Origin of the sequence: Streptomyces sp. NBC_00193 (genome assembly GCF_026342735.1) — a bacterium.
In the GTDB taxonomy this organism is placed as follows: domain Bacteria; phylum Actinomycetota; class Actinomycetes; order Streptomycetales; family Streptomycetaceae; genus Streptomyces; species Streptomyces stoeckheimensis.
Window position 1 is genome coordinate 1 of sequence record NZ_JAPEMM010000001.1, and the last position, 19398, is coordinate 19398.

Annotated in this window: 14 protein-coding genes; 12 read left to right on the plus strand and 2 right to left on the minus strand. The window is 70.0% G+C overall.

Translation table 11 applies throughout. The annotated features are described in order from the left end of the window. From OG898_RS00005 to OG898_RS00060, 12 genes are all read left to right on the plus strand, one after another. Window positions 1–1761 (plus strand): coagulation factor 5/8 type domain-containing protein (locus tag OG898_RS00005; RefSeq protein WP_266954140.1); only part of this gene is annotated, 1761 nt, incomplete at its 5' end. Window positions 1762–1968: 207 nt separating this feature from the next. Continuing rightward, window positions 1969–4143: a discoidin domain-containing protein gene (locus tag OG898_RS00010; protein WP_250740462.1), complete on the plus strand. Its 2175-nt coding sequence runs from the start codon at window positions 1969–1971 to the stop codon at window positions 4141–4143. A gap of 151 nt (window positions 4144–4294) precedes the next feature. Next, the gene (locus OG898_RS00015; protein ID WP_266959997.1) at window positions 4295–6730 is read left to right on the plus strand and encodes a glycoside hydrolase family 3 C-terminal domain-containing protein; all 2436 of its coding nucleotides are present in this window, start codon (window positions 4295–4297) and stop codon (window positions 6728–6730) included. Between the two features lie 171 nt (window positions 6731–6901). Next, window positions 6902–7513, plus strand: a complete 612-nt coding sequence (locus OG898_RS00020) for a hypothetical protein (RefSeq protein WP_250740463.1) — start codon at window positions 6902–6904, stop codon at window positions 7511–7513. 108 nt (window positions 7514–7621) lie between these two features. Next, entirely contained in the window at window positions 7622–8290 is a 669-nt protein-coding gene (locus OG898_RS00025; RefSeq protein ID WP_250740464.1) for a hypothetical protein, read from the plus strand. Between the two features lie 2 nt (window positions 8291–8292). Beyond that, window positions 8293–9501 carry an MAB_1171c family putative transporter gene (locus tag OG898_RS00030; protein WP_250740465.1) on the plus strand — a complete coding sequence of 403 codons (1209 nt, stop codon included), beginning with the start codon at window positions 8293–8295 and terminating at the stop codon, window positions 9499–9501. Between the two features lie 40 nt (window positions 9502–9541). Further along, entirely contained in the window at window positions 9542–10723 is a 1182-nt protein-coding gene (locus OG898_RS00035; protein WP_266954144.1) for an MAB_1171c family putative transporter, read from the plus strand. A 69-nt stretch (window positions 10724–10792) separates the two neighbouring features. Beyond that, the gene (locus tag OG898_RS00040) at window positions 10793–12004 is read left to right on the plus strand and encodes an NAD(P)/FAD-dependent oxidoreductase (protein WP_266954146.1); all 1212 of its coding nucleotides are present in this window, start codon (window positions 10793–10795) and stop codon (window positions 12002–12004) included. 102 nt (window positions 12005–12106) lie between these two features. Next, window positions 12107–13369, plus strand: a complete 1263-nt coding sequence (locus tag OG898_RS00045; RefSeq protein WP_250740468.1) for an NADH:flavin oxidoreductase/NADH oxidase family protein — start codon at window positions 12107–12109, stop codon at window positions 13367–13369. A gap of 243 nt (window positions 13370–13612) precedes the next feature. Continuing rightward, on the plus strand, window positions 13613–14191 hold the full coding sequence (locus OG898_RS00050; RefSeq protein WP_266954149.1) for a toxin-antitoxin system, toxin component: 579 nt from the start codon (window positions 13613–13615) through the stop codon (window positions 14189–14191). Next, on the plus strand, window positions 14188–15360 hold the full coding sequence (locus OG898_RS00055) for an MAB_1171c family putative transporter (RefSeq protein WP_250740470.1): 1173 nt from the start codon (window positions 14188–14190) through the stop codon (window positions 15358–15360). Before OG898_RS00050 ends, OG898_RS00055 begins: the two co-directional genes overlap by 4 nt. A 135-nt stretch (window positions 15361–15495) precedes the next feature. Further along, window positions 15496–16944, plus strand: a complete 1449-nt coding sequence (locus OG898_RS00060; RefSeq protein WP_266954151.1) for a pyridine nucleotide-disulfide oxidoreductase — start codon at window positions 15496–15498, stop codon at window positions 16942–16944. A gap of 13 nt (window positions 16945–16957) precedes the next feature. On the opposite strand, the gene OG898_RS00065 is transcribed toward OG898_RS00060, so the two are convergent. Next, complete coding sequence (locus tag OG898_RS00065; protein ID WP_266954152.1) at window positions 16958–17956, minus strand: TIGR03842 family LLM class F420-dependent oxidoreductase; 999 nt, start codon at window positions 17954–17956, stop codon at window positions 16958–16960. A gap of 39 nt (window positions 17957–17995) precedes the next feature. Beyond that, the gene (gene hydA / locus OG898_RS00070; RefSeq protein ID WP_250740473.1) at window positions 17996–19396 is read right to left on the minus strand and encodes a dihydropyrimidinase; all 1401 of its coding nucleotides are present in this window, start codon (window positions 19394–19396) and stop codon (window positions 17996–17998) included. Window positions 19397–19398 lie beyond the last annotated feature (2 nt).

Here is a 19398-nt window from a genome sequence, read left to right on the forward strand (position 1 = left end):
GCCCGCTACGTCCGCATGCAGGGCGTCTCCAGGGCCACCGGGTACGGCTACTCGCTCTGGGAGTTCAAGGTGTTCGGGACCACAGGGGGCGACGGAGGCGGGCCGACCCTGCCGGGCGGCGGCGACCTGGGCCCGAACGTACACGTCGTCGACCCCTCCACGCCCGGCATCCAGGCCCAGCTGGACCAGGTCTTCCAGGAGCAGGAGTCGGCGCAGTTCGGCAGCGGCCGGCACGCCTTCCTCCTCAAGCCGGGCACCTACAACAACATCAACGCCCAGATCGGCTTCTACACCCAGATCGCCGGCCTCGGCCTGCGCCCGGGCGACACCACCATCAACGGTGACGTGACGGTCGACGCGGGCTGGTTCAACGGCAACGCGACCCAGAACTTCTGGCGCGGCGCGGAGGGCCTGACCGTCAACCCGGTCAGCGGCACCAACCGGTGGGCGGTCTCGCAGGCGTCCTCCTTCCGCCGCATGCACGTCAAGGGTGCGCTCAACCTGGCGCCGAACGGCTACGGTTGGGCCAGCGGCGGCTACATCGCCGACTCCAAGGTCGACGGCCAGGTCGGCAACTACTCGCAGCAGCAGTGGTACACCCGCGACAGCACCATCGGCGGCTGGTCCAACAGCGTGTGGAACCAGACCTTCTCCGGCGTCGAGGGCGCTCCGGCCACCGGATTCCCGGAGCCCCGTTACACCACGCTCGACACCACGCCCGTCTCCCGCGAGAAGCCCTACCTCTACGCCGACGGCAACGAGTACAAGGTGTTCGCGCCGGCCAAGCGCACCAACGCCCGCGGAACCACCTGGGCCAACGGCACCCCGCAGGGCGAGTCCGTCCCGCTCAGCCAGTTCTACGTGGTCAAGCCCGGCGCCACCGCCGCCACGATCAACCAGGCGCTGGCCCAGGGCCTGAACCTGCTGTTCACGCCCGGCGTCTACCACGTCGACCGGACCATCAACGTGAACCGCGCGAACACCATCGTGCTCGGCCTCGGCCTCGCCACGATCATCCCGGACAACGGGGTGACCGCGATGAAGGTCGCCGACGTGGACGGCGTCCGCCTCGCCGGCTTCCTGATCGATGCCGGACCGGTCAACTCGCCGACCCTGCTGGAGCTCGGACCGCAGAACTCCTCCGCCGACCACGCCGCCAACCCCACCACCGTGCAGGACGTCTACATCCGCGTCGGCGGGGCGGGCGCCGGCAAGGCGACGACCAGCATGGTCGTCAACAGCGACGACACGATCGTCGACCACACCTGGGTGTGGCGCGCCGACCACGGCGAGGGCGTGGGCTGGGAGACCAACCGCGCCGACTACGGGGTGCGGGTGAACGGTGACGACGTCCTGGCCACGGGCCTGTTCGTCGAGCACTTCAACAAGTACGACGTGGAGTGGTACGGCGAGCGCGGCAAGACGGTCTTCTACCAGAACGAGAAGGCCTACGACGCCCCGAACCAGGCCGCCATCCAGAACGGCGCCACCAAGGGCTACGCCGCCTACCGGGTCGACGACTCGGTGACCACCCACGAAGCATGGGGCCTGGGCAGCTACTGCAACTACAACGTGGACCCGAACATCCGCCAGGACCACGGCTTCAAGGCCCCGGTCAAGCCCGGCGTCAGGTTCCACAGCCTGCTGACGGTGTCGCTCGGCGGCAACGGCCACTACGAGCACGTCATCAACGACACCGGGGCGTCCACGGTCCCCGCCGGCACCTCGACGGTTCCCTCCACGGTGGTCTCGTACCCCTGAGCCGTCCGGCCTCCCCCACCGGTTCCGCCCACCCCGCGGAACCGGCCCCCGACACCCCGGGCCCGGTTTCCGCCCTGCCGCCGCTGCCCGGGGGCACCACCGCACGACCGGCCTCCGCCGATCCGCCGGAGCCGCACCCACTCCCCTGGGCCGGGTGAACCGATCTCCGCGCCCCGGCCCAGGGGCCCCCTCACACCAGGAGCCGCAATGTTCCCCCCTCCCTCCACGAGAAGGACGCTCCGCCGCACGCGCGGCGCGGCCGCCCTCGCCACCCTGGGCGCGCTCCTCGCGTCCTCCCTCACCCTGGCCGCCGCCCCCACCGCGGTGGCCGCCGACTCCCTGCTCTCCCAGGGCAAGCCGGCCACCGCCTCCTCCCAGGAGGGCGAGGGCTACTCCGCGGCCGCCGCCTTCGACGGCAACCTCACCGGCACCCGGTGGGCCAGCCAGTGGCGCGACGCCGAATGGATCCAGGTCGACCTCGGCGCGAGCCGCAGCCTCAGCCGCGTCGTCCTCACCTGGGAGGGCGCCTTCGGCAAGAACTACGAGATCCAGGTCTCGGACGACGGAACGAACTGGCGCACCGCCAAAGCCGTCACCGGCAGCGACGGCGGCACCGACGAGATCGCCGTCTCCGGCAGCGGCCGCTACGTACGGATGAAGGGCCTGGTCCGCTCCAGCGGTTACGGCTACTCCCTCTGGGAGTTCCAGGTCTACGGCACCACCACGGCGGAACCCCCGGCCCAGGGCGCAGTCCGCGTGGCCGGCTCCCAGGGCAACTGGCAGCTGACCGTCGGCGGGCAGCCGTACACGGTCAAGGGCCTCACCTGGGGTCCGTCCTTCGCGGACGCACCGAAGTACATGCCCGACGTGAAGTCCATGGGCGTCAACACCATCCGCACCTGGGGCACGGACGCGTCGAGCAAGCCCCTGCTCGACACGGCCGCGGCGAACGGGATCCGGGTCGTCAACGGCTTCTGGCTGCAGCCCGGCGGCGGCCCCGGCTCGGGCGGCTGCGTCAACTACGTGACCGACGCCGCGTACAAGAGCAACATGCTGACCGAGTTCGCGAAGTGGGTGGACACCTACAAGTCGCACCCGGCCACGCTCATGTGGAACGTCGGCAACGAATCCGTCCTCGGCCTGCAGAACTGCTACGGCGGCACCGAACTGGAGGCGCAGCGCAACGCCTACACCACCTTCGTGAACGACGTGGCCAAGAAGATCCACACCATCGACCCCGACCACCCGGTCACCTCGACCGACGCCTGGACGGGGGCGTGGCCGTACTACAAGCGCAACGCCCCGGACCTCGACCTGTACTCGATGAACTCCTACGGCGACATCTGCGGGGTGAAGCAGGACTGGGTGGACGGCGGCTACACCAAGCCCTACATCATCACCGAGACGGGCCCGGCCGGCGAGTGGGAGGTGCCGAACGACGCCAACGGCATCCCCGACCAGAAGACCGACGTGCAGACGGCCGAGGGGTACACCACCGCCTGGAACTGCATCACCGGTCACCAGGGCGTGGCCCTGGGCGCCACGATGTTCCACTACGGCATCGAGCACGACTTCGGCGGCATCTGGTTCAATCTGCTGCCCGACGGCCTCAAGCGGCTGTCGTACTACGCGGTGAAGAAGGCGTACACCGGGTCCACCGCGGGCGACAACACACCGCCGGTCATCAGCAACATGGTCGTCGACAAGGCCTCCAACGCCCCGGCCGGCGGGGAGTTCACCGTCCGCGCCACCATCAGCGACCCGCAGAACGACCCGCTGACGTACAAGGTCTTCCTCAGCGGCAACTACGCGAACGGCGACAAGCGCCTGGTCGAGGCGCAGTGGCGTTCGACGGGCAACGGGACTTTCGCGGTCACCGCTCCCGAGAAGCTGGGCGTCTGGAAGGTGTACATCCAGGCCGAGGACGGCCGCGGCAACGCGGGCATCGAGACCAAGTCCGTCAAGGTGGTCGCCCCGCCCGTGAGCGGCACGAACGTGGCGCTGAACAAGCCGACGACCGCCTCCTCCTTCCAGGCCGGGTACGGGGACTGCCCCTGCGGGCCGGGCAACGCGACCGACGGCAAGGCCGGTACCCGCTGGGCCAGCGACTGGAGCGACCCGCAGTGGATCTCGGTGGACCTCGGCGCCTCCACCGCGATCCGCACCCTGCAGCTGGTCTGGGACCCCGCTTACGCCAAGTCCTACGAGGTGCAGCTCTCCGACGACGGCACCAACTGGCGCACCGTCCACACCACGACGACCGGCAACGGTGACATCGACACGATCAGCGTGTCGGCGAACACCCGCCACGTACGGCTGAACCTGACCGCCCGCGGCACCGCCTGGGGTTACTCCCTCCACGAGTTCGGCGTCTACAGCTGACCCCGTGACGGCGCGTCACTGAACGCGGAGTACCGGCCGCCCTGACCCGGCCGGCCCTCCGTACGGGCCCGGCTCTCCCTGCCTGAACAACGGGGAGGGCCGGGTCTTCTCGAACCGCAGGCGGGGAGCGGATGACGTGAATGGGGTGGGGATGGGCGAGGACATGCTCGATCGACTGCTGGAGAAGCTCGATCTGGCGCAGAAGGTGCGGCTGCTGTCCGGGGCCACGACGTGGCGGACGGCCGCCGAACAGGCCGTCGGCCTGCGGGAGATGGTGACCTCCGACGGCCCGGCAGGGGTGCGGGGAGAGGCCTGGGACGAGCGGCTCACCTCCGCGCTGCTGCCCTCGGCGTCCGCGATCGGCGCGCTGTGGGACGAGGACCTGGTCGAGGAGCTGGGGGGCCTGCTCGCTTCGGAGGCGGTCCGCAAGGGCGTGGACGTCGTCCTGGCGCCGACGCTCAACCTGCACCGCACGCCCCTGGGCGGCCGGCACTTCGAGTGCTTCTCGGAGGATCCCGTCCTGACGGGCCGCACGGGCGCGGCGCTCGTCCGGGGCATCCAGGCGGCGGGGGTGGCGGCCACGGCCAAGCACTACGTGGCCAACGACTCCGAGACCGGCCGGATGCACGTGGACGTGCGCGCGTCCGAGCGGGTGCTGCGGGAGGTGTACCTGGCGCCGTTCGAGGCTGCCGTCGGGGCGGGCGTGTGGCTGGTGATGGCCGGCTACAACAGCGTGAACGGGGCGACCATGACCGCCAGTCCGCTGCTCGCCGAACCCCTGAAGGGCGAGTGGGGCTTCGACGGGGTGGTGGTCTCCGACTGGGGCGCCCTGCGGTCGACCCTGGAACCGGCCCTCGCCGCACTCGACCTGGCGATGCCGGGACCGCACGGCCCGTGGGAGGCGTCCCTCGTCCGGGCCGTGCAGGACGGCCACGTCCCCGAGCGGGCCGTCGACGAGAAGGTCCGGCGGCTGCTGCGGCTGGCCGGACGCGTGGGGGCACTCGAACCGCACCGGCCCCCGCGCACCCCGGCGTTCGGGCCCGAGGACACGCGGACGCTGCTGCGCCGCACCGTGACCGCCGGATCCGTGCTGCTGAGCAACCGCGCGGTGCTCCCGCTCGACCCGTCCGCGCTGACAGAGGTCGCCGTCATCGGCGTGCACGCCGCCTCCCCGCGTCTCCAGGGCGGAGGCAGCGCGGGGGTCTTCCCCGCGCACGTGGTCACTCCGCTCGACGGGATCCGGGCCCGGCTGGAGGGCCTGGCCCGGGTCGTGCACGTACCGGGTCCGGGACTGGGCGTCCCCCCGGCGCCCCTCGGCGCCGACTGGTGCAGCGACCCGCGATCGGGGCGGCCCGGTGTGCTGCTGCGCCTCCTGGACGAGGCGGGCCACGAGCTGTACGCCGAACACCGCCTGTCGGGGCGGCAGTTGGAACCACCAGTGATGCCCGCCGCGCGGACGGTGGAGATCAGCGCGCTCCTACGGCCGCAGGCGACGGGGGAATGGACCTTCGGCATCGCCGGCTTCGGCCGCATGAGCCTGGCCCTCGGCGAACGGACCGTACTGGACGGCGAGTTCCCGTGCACCACCGACGACCCGGCCGTCGTCCACGTGAACCCGCCCCTCCACACGGTGCGGGCGACCCTGGAGACGACGGAACCCGTCCTCCTGACGGCCCGGCGCGAGCTGGTACCCGGGGCCGGGCGCGCCACGATCGTCGCGGCGGCGGCGCCGGAGCCCGAGGCGGCGGCCGCGCTCGCCGAAGCGGTGCGGGCGGCCCGCGACGCGGACGCCGTGATCGTGGTCGTCGGCACGACCGAACACACCGAGACCGAGGGCCACGACCGCGCCGACCTCTCCCTGGGCGGCCACCAGGACGAGCTGGTCCGCGCCGTGGCGGCCGTCAACCGGCGCACCATCGCCGTGGTCAACAGCGGCGGCCCCGTCGAACTGCCCTGGCGCGACGAGGCGGGCGCGGTGCTGCTCACCTGGTTCCCCGGGCAGGAGGCCGGTGCCGGGCTCGCCGACATCCTGTTCGGGGACGCCGAGCCGGGCGGCCGCCTCCCCACCACCTGGGCGGCCGCCTTGACCGACGCGCACGTCACCCACGCGCACCCGGTGGACGGCCGCCTCGCCTACGACGACGGCGTGCACATCGGGCACCGGGCCTGGCTCCGCACCGGCAGGCGGCCCGCCTACTGGTTCGGCCACGGTCTGGGCTACACCACCTGGGAGTACGACGCGGTCCGCGCCCCGGCGGAGGTCACGGCAGGCTCCTCGTTCACGGTCCGCGTCCAGGTGCGCAACGCGGGCGACCGGCCCGGCCGCGAGGTCGTGCAGGTGTACCTCGCCCGCCCGGAATCCACCGTCGAGCGTCCGGTCCGCTGGTTCGCCGGCTATGCCGCGGTCCACGCGGAAGCCGGCGCTCCGGCGACCGCCGTCGTGGAGGTGCCGGCCCGCGCGCTGCGGCACTGGTCCGAAGCCGAAGGTGCCTGGCGCACGGAGCCCGGGACGTACCGGATCCTGGTGGGCCGCTCGGCCGGCGACCTGGCGTGGAGCGGGTCACTGGAAGTCCAGAGGGCCACGTGAGGTGAGCGGAGCGACGGGTCACCGCCCCCGCATTCCGACGACCACGCCTGCCAACCTTCCCGCGAAACGATCATTTCATTGCGGATCCGACCGTTCCGTGATCTAGTGACGGCGGGGGCTTCGGGCTCGTCTGAACCACAGGTTCCCCTTCCAATCCGGGTGGGAGGGTTCATGAGCGACGGGTACGAACACCTCGCCAGGACCGTGAAAAAGGTCGAGGAGCTCCGGTCGGAGGCAGGACTCGACCGAGCGTCGGTTTTCAACCTGCGAGACCTCTCCTTCCACAGCTCCCTTCCAGAGGCCGACATCCGGCGACTGCTCGACGGCGAGCCCGTCGAGGCGCCGAGCAGCGCCGCGGCCGAGCTGGCCCGCCGCATCGTGTTCCTACGGGAAACCCGGCTCACCGTGGACAAGCGCACGGGTAGCCGGCGTCCGTACACCACGGCGGAGATCTCTGCCGGCAGTGGGATGACCCCGCAGTGGCACGGCAAGTTGCTGAACCACAGCACGCCCAACATCTGGCATGGCGCCGGCCTCGCCAAGTTCTTCGACGTCCCCATGGAGTACTTCACCCAGACGCCGCCGGAGGCCGTGAAACGGGTTCTGGACAGCAAGGTCATCCCCCACCTCATGGCGTTCCTCAGGAATCCTGCCGAGGCTGTGCGGAATCGTCACGCCATGCAGGTCCAGCTCCGGCTCGGCGACAGGGAGCTGTCCCCGAGTCTTGAGACGGCTTTGATCGCCTTCATGGACGCGATCACACGAGAGGACTCCGGCCCCTAGGGTCGAGTCCGGACGCAGCGACTGACCTGACCTTCAGTCACCGGTAGCAGCAGGGCGGGCCGCGGCTTCACCGCCCATCGGAGGGGAACTTAAAGTGGGGGCATTCGGATGAGCGAGGGGAAGATGGCGGGCTTTCACAAGGGGATACTCGCGACTCTCGACAGGCTGCCACCCCACCAGGGCCTGCTCGCGGCGCCGAGAGCCCATCTGGCGCGGCGATCCACCACACGGAAGATCGCGAAGTTCTGCGACTCGGTTCTCGCGGGTCTCGACAGGCCGATCCCCTCGGATCCGGACCACCTGTTCGCGCTGTTGAGGGCCGACGTGGAGCAGCGTCTCAACGAGGACCGCGGGGCTCTCCCGTTCCGCCCGGTCCTCCTGTACTTCCGTGAGTTCCCCGAGGATACGGCCAGTGGCCTCACGGCGAAGTTCGACGACCGGATCGTCATCGTCGTCGAGAGTCAGACGACCACGCTGCACCAGTTCGTGATCTTCGCGCACGAGATGTGGCACGCCCTGATGGGAGAGTGCCTGTCTCACGGGGCCCACAGCGGCGTTGCCACGGCTGCCGCCAGGTCACTCGGCGGTGAACTGGTGGGCGACGACCTCGTCGCCCTGGCCGCGAGGAGCCACGTCGACACCCAAGAGGAAAGCGATGCGGAGGAGTTCGGGCTGCAGATGGGAGCCCGGCTGCGCGAGTGTCTGCACGGGAGCGGCTGCGTGCCGACATCCGGTTTGGCCGGCCGGATCCAGTCCAGCATAGGCAGAGGCTACTGAGGATGACCGGATCGGACTACTTCATTCCCGCCGGCGTCCTGGCCATCGCTTTGGTGGTGAAGGCTCCCTCGTTCTGGCGCAGCTGGCACTCGCCGATGTCGAATTCGATTTTCGTGATCCTCGCGGCCTCGGCGGCAGGTTTCGTGTTCGGTGCTCCGCCGACGATCGAGCGGGTCAACCGGATCACCGGCGTCCCGAACGTCTCGGCGCTCATCGTCTACTGCATCCTGTCGTGCCTGTCGTGCGGCTCGATCGTGCTCCTCATCCATTGGCGCGGGGGAGCCGAGGAGATCCTCCGGAAGCACACCAGGATCTGGATCGCGGCGACCGCCGCACTGATCGCGACGTTCTGCGTTCTCTTCTCCCTCAGCAGTGTGCCCATCGAGCAGCAGCGCGACTTCGACACCTTCTACGCGAACACCCCGTACGTGCGGGAGATGATCGTGCTCTATCTGGCCGCGCACATCGCCACGAGCCTCGTGGTGGCGACGAAATGCTGGCGGTGGGCCCGTGAGCTTCGAGATCTGCAGGCGGCGTGGACCCATTGGGGCCTGCTCATACTCGTAGCCGCGTTCGGTATCGGCCTGTCGTTCGCCCTGCTCAAATTCCTGGCTGTCGGTGCCCGATGGGCCGGTACGGACAGATGGGACTCTCTCAGCACCGACATCGCCCCTCCCCTGGCAGGACTGGGCGCCGGCCTGACCACGATCGGCTTCCTGGTGCCGGTCGTCGGGCCACGGCTGGGGTCGATGTGGGGGTCCTGGCGGGCCTATCGGGCAATGGAGCCCCTCTGGCGTGCGCTCGAGCCCTTCGCCGGACCCGGGAAGCCCACCTGGGTTCGCCTGACCTCGTCACCCGAGATCCGGGCGATGGCCAGGTCCACCGATATTTCCGATCGCCTGCTCAATCTGGCACCGCACCTGGACAGCAGCCGCCGCGAGGCAGCCGAGCGATACGCCTCGGCGCAAGGCTGCGAACCGGAGGCGGCTCTCATCTTTGCCGAAGCGGCGACGATCCACGCCGCCCTGGCCGCTGCGGAGGCCGCCGGGAGGCTGCCATCCGAGCCGGCAGCCATCGTTGCCCAATCGGGTGCCACCATCGACACTCGCGTGTCAGGAACGAACGGTCTCGCCAGACTGAGCATCCAGTTCTCCAAGATCCGCCGCTCCGGCCTGCCCGTCGGCGACGCCGCCCGCTCAGAGGGCAACTGACCATGCCCACTCTCTCCCACGGGGCTCGCGGGAGTCGTTGGTGAACGCGGGAACGGCCTACCTGTCCGTAGCCGCCGGCTTCCTCGTCGCCACCGCCGTCAAAGTCTGGGCGCTGCGGAAGAATCCTCGGGACCCGCTCCTGAGGGCCGTCGCCGCGACGCTTTTCGTTGCCGCCTTCCTGTTCGTCACAGCCGCACCCCCGAATCTCGCGGTCATCAACAGGGTGATCGGCATACCGAACGTCGCGGCACCCATCGTGTACTCGATCCTGACCGCGTTCGACGGCATCAGCATCGTGCTGCTCATCCACTGGCGCGGCAACGAGGATTCGCGTGTCACCGTGCGGCAGACCCGGCTGTGCCTGACCACCTATGCCGCGGTGATGATCGCCCTGTACGCCCTCTTCGCGTTGGGCGACGCACCCGTGGAGCGACTGCGGGACCTGGACACCTACTACGCCGGCACGCCCTGGATCCGCGAAATGATCCTTCTCTACCTGGCGGCACACACCGTCGCGGCCGTCACCATGGTGGTCCTCTGTTTACGCTGGTCGAGGAAGGTCCCCGGCACATTGAAGGTCGGGCTGCTGCTGATCACTGCCGGGGCAGTGTGCATGTTCGGCTACGACCTCTTGAAGTTCACGGCGATCGTTGCCCGCTGGCTCGGGCACGATTGGGACTCCCTGAGCACCAACGTCGCTTTCTCCCTGGCCGGTTTCAGCGCCCTTCTCATCGCCGCCGGTTTCATGCTCCCGCCCATAGGACAAGGTGTGGGATCCCGGTGGCGGGCTCTGCGCCGCTTTCGCCGGCTCCAGCCCCTCTGGCTGGAGATCCGCCCGGAGATACCTCCTACGAGTCCACCGCCCATGCCGTGGTGGCAGCCCGTGGAGCGTCGGCTCATGCAGCGCGAGAGGGACATTTTCGACGCGGTACTGCGGCTGACGCCCTGGTTCGACCAGTCGACCGGCTCGGAGGTCTACGCACTCGCCTTGGCCGAGCACTCCGGGTTCCGCCGTGCTCGCGGCGAAGCCGATGCCTCTGTGATAGCCCGCGCGGTCATCCAGAAGGGGCACGCCGTGCCCGCCCTCGCTCCCGATCATCGATGGACGGTCAGCTCCATCGAGGATTCCGAAGACCTCGTGGACATGTCTGCAGCCATGCTGAACTCCCTGCGGGTTGAAGCGACGCGGCGGTCCACCGCACGTGCAGAGCAGCGTGCATGACCGCGGCGAACAGTCTGAGAGCCCCCGGCCCGCCCGTCGTCGTGCAGAGACCCTCACAGAGAGATGACCATGGCCACCACACACCCGAAGCACGTCGAAGCCCTCATAATCGGCGGGGGGTACGCCGGGTTGCTGGCCGCGTCCGTGGTCGCGCTGGCCGGCTACGACGTACTCGTGCTCGCGGGCGGCCAACCCGCCACCCGCCCGCAGGACACGGGTTTCGAACCTGCTCAGCACGGTGAGGTCCTCCACGTCGGCGGGATGTGGGACGTCAACGATCTGGTCTTCGGCTCGGGTGCGATGCTGCAGCGCCGCGGTGCTCGGACGTTCCCCTTCCCCGCCGGGGAGCATCTGTCCCGGACGCGCCCGCGAGCCTGGGGGACCCGTGAGCTGCTGACGTGCAGCCGCGAACTCCTGACCAGCGTGCTGCGAGAGGTCGTCGTCGCCAACCCCGCGCGTGAGCGGGACACCACCATCCTGGACGGCGCACATGCCGTCGGGCTCATCGGCGACGAGTCGGCCGTGCTCGGCGCGCGCGTGCGGTTCGGTGACGGGACGGAGCAGGACGTCACCGCGCAGCTCGTCGTCGACGCGAGCGGAGCCGATGCGTGCACGGCGAGCTGGCTGAAGGAACTCGGCGTCGCCGCCGTACCGTTCACCACGCGCGGCACGGCCGGGTTCTCCGCGAGCCGTCTCTACCGGACGCCGGAGGGACAGACGGACATCCCCCTCACCGCTGTTGCGGACGGCGCCCGCAGTGCCGTGGTCGTTCCGGTCGAGGACGGACTGTGGGCCGTCACCCAGACCTCCCCGGATCGTGAACAGATCGCCGGCGCAGATGCCTTCACCCATGCGGCACTGGCCCTGTCGGACCCCACCGTCGGCCGGCTCATCGCCGGGGCAGAGCCGGCAGGCGACGTGGTCGTCACACCTACGTCGGCCCTGCGCTGGCACCGGTACGAGCGGATCCGCGGGCCCCGCGGCATCGTCGTCGTGGGGGACGCCCTGGCAACCTTCAGCCCCCTGGACGCACGAGGACCGCTCGCGACCGAGGCAGCCGCCAGAGCCCTGCGCGTGGCACTCGGGCGTGGCATCAGCCACCCGACGGCGTCCCGCAGAGCCCAGCAGGCAATCGCCGAGGAGCTCGCGCACCTGTGGGCCGATCCCCAGACGGACCTGATGGGTGGGGGCCGGCCCAGGCACGTCGGCCAGGGCCTCCCGGCACGCCTCTCACGCGTACGGGCAGCTGCGGGCCGGGTTCTGAAACTGCGAGCCCGCTGAGCGGAAGCCGCGCCTGCCCAGGCTGGGCAGGGACCGAGAATGGCACCGTACAAGCGGGCCACAGCCGGATGTCGCACAACGGCATCCAGAGGGGAATCTTCCATGCACCTGTCCACACCTCTCGTACTCCAGAGCGGCGCCCGCATTTCCAACCGGATTGCCAAGGCCGCCATGGAGGAGAGCCTCGCCCGCCAGCCCGGCCAACTGCCCGGGCCGGAGATCGAGGAGCTCTACCGCAGTTGGGCCCGCGGCGGCAGCGGGGTGATCATCACCGGGAACGTGATGATCGACCGACGGGCCCTCACGTCTCCGGGAACGATCGTGCTCGACGCCGGAACCGACCTGGCCCCCTTCCGTCGCTGGGCCGCGGCCGCCGGCTCGGAGGGCGGCCAGGTGTGGATGCAGATCAACCACCCCGGCCGGCAGGTCAGGTCGGACCTGCCCGGTGTCGCATGGGCGCCGTCCGACATCGGCGTCAGCATGGGGAAGCACACGAGCACGTTCGCCCGCCCGACCGCAATGACCGAGGCGGACATCCAGGCCACGATCGGCCGGTTTGCCACCACGGCACGGCTCGCGGAGGAGAGCGGCTTCCACGGCGTCCAGATCCACGCGGCCCACGGATACCTCCTCAGCCAGTTCCTCTCCCCCCTGGTCAACCGCCGCACCGACCAGTGGGGCGGCAGTCTGGACAACAGGGCGCGGATGCTCGTGGAGGTGGTGCGCGCCGTTCGCGCGGCCGTGTCCCCGGACTTCACCGTGAGCATCAAGATCAACACCGCCGACTTCCAGCGCGGCGGCTTCGACGTCGACGAGGTGGAGCAGGTACTCGCATCTCTCGAGAACCTCGGCGTGGACCTGGTGGAACTCTCCGGCGGAAGCATGGAGAGCGCAGCGACCATGGGCCGCACCGCCGATGACAGGAAGCTCGACCGGGAGGCCTACTTCCTGGCGATCGCCGAGCGGCTCGTCGCATCCGCGCCCATGCCGCTCATGCTGACAGGCGGCATAGGCCGACGCTCCTCCGCGGAGAAGGTCCTGACCAGCGGATTCGCCATGGTCGGGCTGGCCACCGCTCTCGCTTTCCACCCCGACCTGCCCAGACGCTGGCAGGAGGGCGACGACATCGAGGTGGCCGCGCCGCGCCTCAACTGGCGGGACAAGGACATCGCCAGCGCAGGCGTACTGGCCGTCGTGCGCGCGCACATGAGCCGGATCTCCCGCGGCCTCCCGCCGCGCGCCCGGACCTCCGCATACGTCGCCCTCATCCGCGACACCCTGCGGAACCGAGGACTGACCCGGACTTACGGGCGGTGGCTCTCCGAGAACCCGGCGCCGGAGGCAACCATGCCGCTCAGCGGCTGACGGGACCGGGGAGCGCCACAGTCGCCAGGGTTCCCATGGCTTCTGGACCGCCCCCGCCGCAAGCCCTAGCTTCGGTCCATCGCCTTCCGGGGTTTCTCCGAAACCCCGGCCGCGGTGCTGCTCCTCCTCAGCCTAATCTTGGACGTGCAGCCGAGTCCGAAGTGAGCGCATGTCCACGCTGGACCCACAGAGGAACACGGATCACCGCCGAACGGCACGGGGTGCGCAGGTGAGGAGTCAGGGATGAGGATCGTGAGGAACCGGCGGCTGGAGCAAGAGATGGTACGGCTCTGCGATGAGCTGTACGCCGGCCTGGGTGAGCCCGCCCCCCGTGACATCACCGAGCTGATCGACCGAATAGCCGTGCATCTCACCGCCTACCGCGGCGATCCCGGACGGCCTGTTCGCATCGTGCGCCGGGACTTCCCGCAGGGCCTCGGCATCGTTTCGGGGCTCTGGCTCGACGCGGAGACCGAAGACATCATCGTCGTCGCGAAGAGCACCAGTCCCTTCCATGCCCTGGTCATCCTGGGGCACGAGATCTGGCACATGATCAAGGGCCACTGCGGGACCTACACCCTTGGTGCGCAGGTGGCCACGCGTCTGATCGGTGACGACGTCCTGACACCGGCGGACCTGGACGAAGCCGTGCGGCTCGTCGCCGCGCGGACGCACGCTGCGGGGGGCGACGAGGCCGAGGCCGAGCAGTACGGCCGCATGCTCGGCCGGCGGTTTCGTCACTTGCTCGAAACCGACTCCGCCCAGCCGGCCCTCCAAGGTCCGGCTGCCCGCATCCAGGCCTCTCTCGGCAACGGCAGATGAACGGCTCGGACTACTACATCCCGGCGGCCGCCCTCGGCATCGCCTTCCTCTCCAAGCTCCCCGGACTCATCCGGCAGTGGAGCAACCCCATGGTCCGGGCCGTCGCGGGACTGCTCCTCATGGCCAGCGCCGGATTCGCTTTCGCCGCGCCCCCCACGATCACCGTGGTCAACCGATCGGTGGGGCTGCCGAACGTCTCCGCGCCGCTGGTCTACGCCATCCTCAGCGTGTTCAACACCTGCTGCATCGTGCTCCTCGCGTACTGGCGCGAGGGATTCGGCGTCGAGGTCCAACGCCGCGTGCGGTGCTGGTTCGCCGTATGCGGCGTGGTCATCGCGTTGATCGCCCTGTGCTTCGTCCTGGGTGACGCCCCCGTGGAGAAACTCCGGGACCTAGACACCCATTACGCGTCCACGCCCTGGATCCGCGAAATGATCGTCATCTACCTCTCCTGGCACATCGTTGTCGGCACGGTCGTCCCGGTGATGTGCTGGCGGTGGTCGCGTGTGGTCGACGGGTGGCTCCGGGCGGGCCTGTTGACCCTCGTGGCCGGCTTCGTCTTCAGCACCGGTTTCGGCCTGGCCAAGGCCGCGGCCGTCGTCGCCCGCTGGACGGGCGGCAACTGGGACTTCCTCAGCACGGACGTCGCCCCGCCCCTGGCCAGTGTCGGAGCCGTTCTGACCACCTCCGGCTTCCTGTTGCCGCAGGGCCGCCGCTTGGCCGAGGCCTGGGAAGCATGGCAGACCTACCGGTGGATGGGGCCGCTGTGGCGCAGGCTCCGCATCCTCATGGGCTTGCCGGCGTCCGCCAGTTGGTGGACCTCGCCCGGATCCCGTCTCTTCGATCGCGAAACGGACATCTACGATGATCTGCTGGCCTTGGCCCCGTACTGCGACCTAGAGATCATGACGGCCCACCACGACAGGGCACTCGACGACGGGGTCTGCCCCCATGAGGCATGGGCCGCGGCCGCGGCCGTCATGATCGCGTTCGCCATCGAGGCCAAGGAATCCGCTGCGGAGAGCGGCGAGGACGTCCCGGAACAAGGCACTGCCGCACTCAGCGCCGTGCTCGGCACCGGCACCAGGGGTATCGCCCGCATCTCTCGCCAGTACGGAGCTCTTGGCCGTCACGCTGCGGGCGCCCCGCTCGGAAGGCATTCCCCATGAACGGCCCCCGTCAGTCCGTGCCGCACTCACCCCCGCCTTCCACGATGTCGGCCTTGTAATCCTTTCCCAGCCTCTGCCGATACTCCCCATCGTCCGAGCCACCCGCGAAGCGGCAGTCCTAGAGAGCAACACACGATGACCCAGCAGCCCAACGGCGCTACCGGCACCACCCGCGCCGTCATCCTCGGCGGCAGCCTCGCCGGTACACTCGCGGCCGCCGCACTCGCACCCCACTTCGTGGACATCCTCATCCTCGAACGCGACAAGGAGCTGCCCGATACCGCAGCGCCACGGCCCAGACTTCCCCAGGCCGCCCACTCCCACATGCTGTGGTCGGGTGGCGCGGACGCAATCGAAGCCCTGCTTCCCGGCACGACCGACCGGTGGCTCAAGGCCGGAGCCCACCGCGTACCGATCCCCAACGGCATGGTTTCCTACTCGGCCGCAGGCTGGTTCCGGCGGTGGACCGAGACCCACTACCTCATCGGCGCCAGCCGCGACCTCATCGACTGGGGCATACGCACCGCGGCCCTGGCGATCCCCAACGTCAGCGTGCGTACGGGCGTGACCGTCACAGCGCTGGCGGGCAGCGCGTCGAAGGTGTGCGGTGTTCACGTACGGAGCGAGGACGGCGAGGAAAGCGTGCTGGACGCCGACCTCGTGGTCGACGCCACCGGTCGTGGCTCCAAGGTCCTGGAGTGGCTCCAGCAGATCGGCGCCCCCACGGTGAGCGAGACCGTCGTGGACGCCGGGGTACGGTACGCCAGCCGCCGGTACCGCGCCCCGCAAGGCGCCGAATCCGACTGGCCCGTCATCCACATCCAGGCCGACCCGCGGGAAGGGAAGCCCGGCCAGGTCGTCTCGATCATCCCCATCGAAGACGGCCAGTGGCACGTCAGTCTGTCGGGCACCCGCGGCGCCGAGCCGAGCGCCGACGAGAGCCTCTTCGAGGAGTTCGCCGGAGGAGTCCGCCACCCGCTGGCCGCCGAATTCCTCGCCCGTGCGGAGCCGATCAGCGACGTCGTCGTCTACGGCCGGACCGCCAACCGGCAGCGGCGCTTCGACAAGGCCGCGATGCCCGCCGGCTTCGTCGTGCTCGGCGACGCCGCCACCAGCCTCAACCCCGTGTACGGCCACGGAATGTCCGCCGCCGCCCTCGGCGCGCTCGCCCTGCGCGACACCGCGGCGAAGATGCCCGTGACCGCACCCAAGTTCGCCGCCCGTGCCCAGAAGGCGATGGCCCGCCCCGCCGCCGCGGCGTGGCTGCTCGCCGTCGGCCAGGACCGCTTCTATCCGGGCGCCGTCGGCAAGGCACCGAACCTGGCCGACAAGCTGGCAGCACGCTACGTCCACCGCCTCAGCCACACCGCCATCGGCAATTTCCTCGTCGTCAAGGCCCTCACGGACGTCATGACGATGCAGAAGCCCGCCTCCGTCCTCGGCACCCCCGACGTGCTGATCGCCGCGGCACGCGGCCTGCGCAAGCCCCTGCTCGACGGCCCCGCCCTCACCACGAGGGAGCAGAGCATCCTGGACCGCGAGCCCCTGCGCCGAGCAGAGAAGGTCAAGGCCACCGACCGTTGATCCTGCGCGAAAGTCAGCGCAGCGACGGGATGACCTCGGAGCCGTACGCGTCGATGGTCGCTTCCCGGGCGTCGTGCATGTTGTAGAGGGCGAACTGGTCCACGCCGAGATCCCGCAGGGCCCGGAGCTTCTCGATGTGGGCCTCGGCCGGCCCCAGCAGGCAGAAGCGGTCGACGATCTCGTCGGGGACGAAGTCTGCGGAGGGGTTCCCGGCGCGGCCGTGGTGGCTGTAGTCGTAGCCCTGGCGGGACTTGACGTACTCGGTGAGCTCGTCCGGGACCATCGAGGAGTGCTCGCCGTAGCGGGAGACCAGGTCGGCGACGTGGTTGCCGACCATCCCGCCGAACCAGCGGCACTGGTCGCGGGCGTGCGCGAGGTCGTCCCCGACGTACGCCGGGGCGGCCACGCAGATGGTGATCGCCTCCGGGTCGCGGCCGGCCTCCACGGCGGCCTGGCGGACGGCCTTGATCATCCACTCGGTGAGGTAGAGATCGGCGAGCTGCAGGATGAACCCGTCGGCCTTCTGTCCGGCCAGGGCCAGCGCCTTGGGCCCGTACGCCGCCATCCACACGGGCAGCTTCCCCTCCCGGATCCACGGGATCCGGATCGGGTTGCCGTCCACGAGCGCCTCCCGGCCCTCCGCCAGGTCCCGGATGACCTCGATGGCCTCCCCCAGCCGGGCCAGGGTGTTGGGCGCGCGCCCGGCGACCCGCATCGCCGAGTCGCCGCGCCCGATCCCGCAGACCGTGCGGTTGCCGTACATGTCGTTCAGCGTCGCGAAGGTGGAGGCGGTGACCTCCCACGTGCGGGTGCCGGGGTTGGTGACCATCGGCCCGACGTGCAGCTTCTGCGTGTTGGCCAGGATCTGGCTGTAGATGACGAACGGCTCCTGCCACAGCACGGCGGAGTCGAAGGTCCAGCCGTAGCGGAAGCCGTTGCGCTCGGCGCGCTTCATGAGGCTGACGACCTGGGAGGCCGGCGGGTCGGTTTGCAGGACGAGGCCGAAGTCCATGCATGGCTCCTTGCTGCTGCTGTGTGCGGGCGTGCGGCTTTACAGGTACTGGCAGGTGGAGCGGGGGATGAAGGCCCCGTGGCCGGCCCGGCCGGTGAACTCCCGGCGGTCGATGACGAGTTCGCCCCGGGACAGGACCGTGTCGACGCGTCCGGTGATCCGCTTGCCCTCGTACGCCGAGTAGTCCACGTTCATGTGGTGCGTCTCGGCGGAGATGACCTGCTCGGCGTGCGGATCGTAGAGGACGATGTCGGCGTCGGAGCCCGGCGCGATGGTGCCCTTCTGCGGGTAGAGGCCGAACATCCGGGCCGGGGTCGCGCACGCGATCTCGATCCAGCGGCGGCGGCTGATGTGCCCGTCCAGGACGGCCTGGTGGAGGAGGTCCATGCGGTTCTCCACCCCCGGCAGCCCGTTCGGGATCTTCGAGAAGTCGCCCCGGCCCAGCTCCTTCTGGCCCCGGAAGCAGAACGGGCAGTGGTCGGTGGAGACCACCTGGAGGTCGTTCGTACGGAGCCCCCGCCACAGCGCCGCCTGGTGCTCGCGGGGGCGCAGCGGCGTGGAGCAGACGTACTTGGCGCCCTGGAAGTCGGGCTCTTCGAGGTTGTCGGTGGACAGGAACAGGTACTGCGGGCAGGTCTCGCCGAAGACGGGGAGGCCCTTGTCGCGGGCGGCCGCCAGCTCCGCGACCGCTTCCTCCGCCGAGACGTGCACCACGTAGAGGGGGGAGCCGGCCACCCGGGCGAGCTGGATGGCCCGGTGGGTGGCCTCCGCTTCGAGGAGGACCTTGCGGACCTCTCCGTGGTGGCGGGGGTCCGTCTCGCCGCGCGCCAGGGCCTGTTCGACGAGCACGTCGATCGCGATGCCGTTCTCGGCGTGCATCATGATCAGCCCGCCGTTGCCCGAGGCCCGCTGCATCGCGCGCAGGATCTGGCCGTCGTCGCTGTAGAAGACCCCGGGGTAGGCCATGAACAGCTTGAAGGAGGTGACCCCCTCCCCCACCAGGTGGTCCATCTCCTTCAGGGTCCGCTCGTTGACGTCCGAGAGGATCATGTGGAAGGCGTAGTCGACGGCGCACTTGCCGTCGGCCTTGTCGTACCAGGTGTCGAGGCCCTCGCGCAGGGCGTGCCCCGGCGTCTGGACGGCGAAGTCCACGATGGTGGTGGTGCCGCCCCAGGCGGCGGCGCGGGTGCCGGTCTCGAAGGTGTCGGAGGCGGCGGTGCCGCCGAAGGGCAGCTCCATGTGGGTGTGGGCGTCGACCCCGCCGGGGATGACGTACTTCCCGCTCGCGTCGATCGTCCGGTCGGCCGTCCAGGTCTCGGCGGCGGCCGTGCCGTGTGCCGCGAGGGCGGCGACCCGGCCGTCCTCGATCAGCACGTCGGCGTGGAGCTCGTCGGATGCGGTGATGACGAGACCGCCGCGGATGAGGGTGCGGATGCTCATGT

Excerpts from the sequence above, each read along its gene's own strand:
- OG898_RS00010 (WP_250740462.1), top strand. The coding sequence starts at position 1,969 with ATGTTCCCCCCTCCCTCCACGAGAAGGACGCTCCGCCGCACGCGCGGC.
- OG898_RS00015 (WP_266959997.1), top strand. The coding sequence starts at position 4,295 with ATGGGCGAGGACATGCTCGATCGACTGCTGGAGAAGCTCGATCTGGCG.
- OG898_RS00020 (WP_250740463.1), top strand. The coding sequence starts at position 6,902 with ATGAGCGACGGGTACGAACACCTCGCCAGGACCGTGAAAAAGGTCGAG.
- OG898_RS00025 (WP_250740464.1), top strand. The coding sequence starts at position 7,622 with ATGAGCGAGGGGAAGATGGCGGGCTTTCACAAGGGGATACTCGCGACT.
- OG898_RS00030 (WP_250740465.1), top strand. The coding sequence starts at position 8,293 with ATGACCGGATCGGACTACTTCATTCCCGCCGGCGTCCTGGCCATCGCT.
- OG898_RS00040 (WP_266954146.1), top strand. The coding sequence starts at position 10,793 with ATGGCCACCACACACCCGAAGCACGTCGAAGCCCTCATAATCGGCGGG.
- OG898_RS00045 (WP_250740468.1), top strand. The coding sequence starts at position 12,107 with ATGCACCTGTCCACACCTCTCGTACTCCAGAGCGGCGCCCGCATTTCC.
- OG898_RS00050 (WP_266954149.1), top strand. The coding sequence starts at position 13,613 with ATGAGGATCGTGAGGAACCGGCGGCTGGAGCAAGAGATGGTACGGCTC.
- OG898_RS00055 (WP_250740470.1), top strand. The coding sequence starts at position 14,188 with ATGAACGGCTCGGACTACTACATCCCGGCGGCCGCCCTCGGCATCGCC.
- OG898_RS00060 (WP_266954151.1), top strand. The coding sequence starts at position 15,496 with ATGACCCAGCAGCCCAACGGCGCTACCGGCACCACCCGCGCCGTCATC.
- OG898_RS00065 (WP_266954152.1), bottom strand. The coding sequence starts at position 17,956 with ATGGACTTCGGCCTCGTCCTGCAAACCGACCCGCCGGCCTCCCAGGTC.
- hydA (WP_250740473.1), bottom strand. The coding sequence starts at position 19,396 with ATGAGCATCCGCACCCTCATCCGCGGCGGTCTCGTCATCACCGCATCC.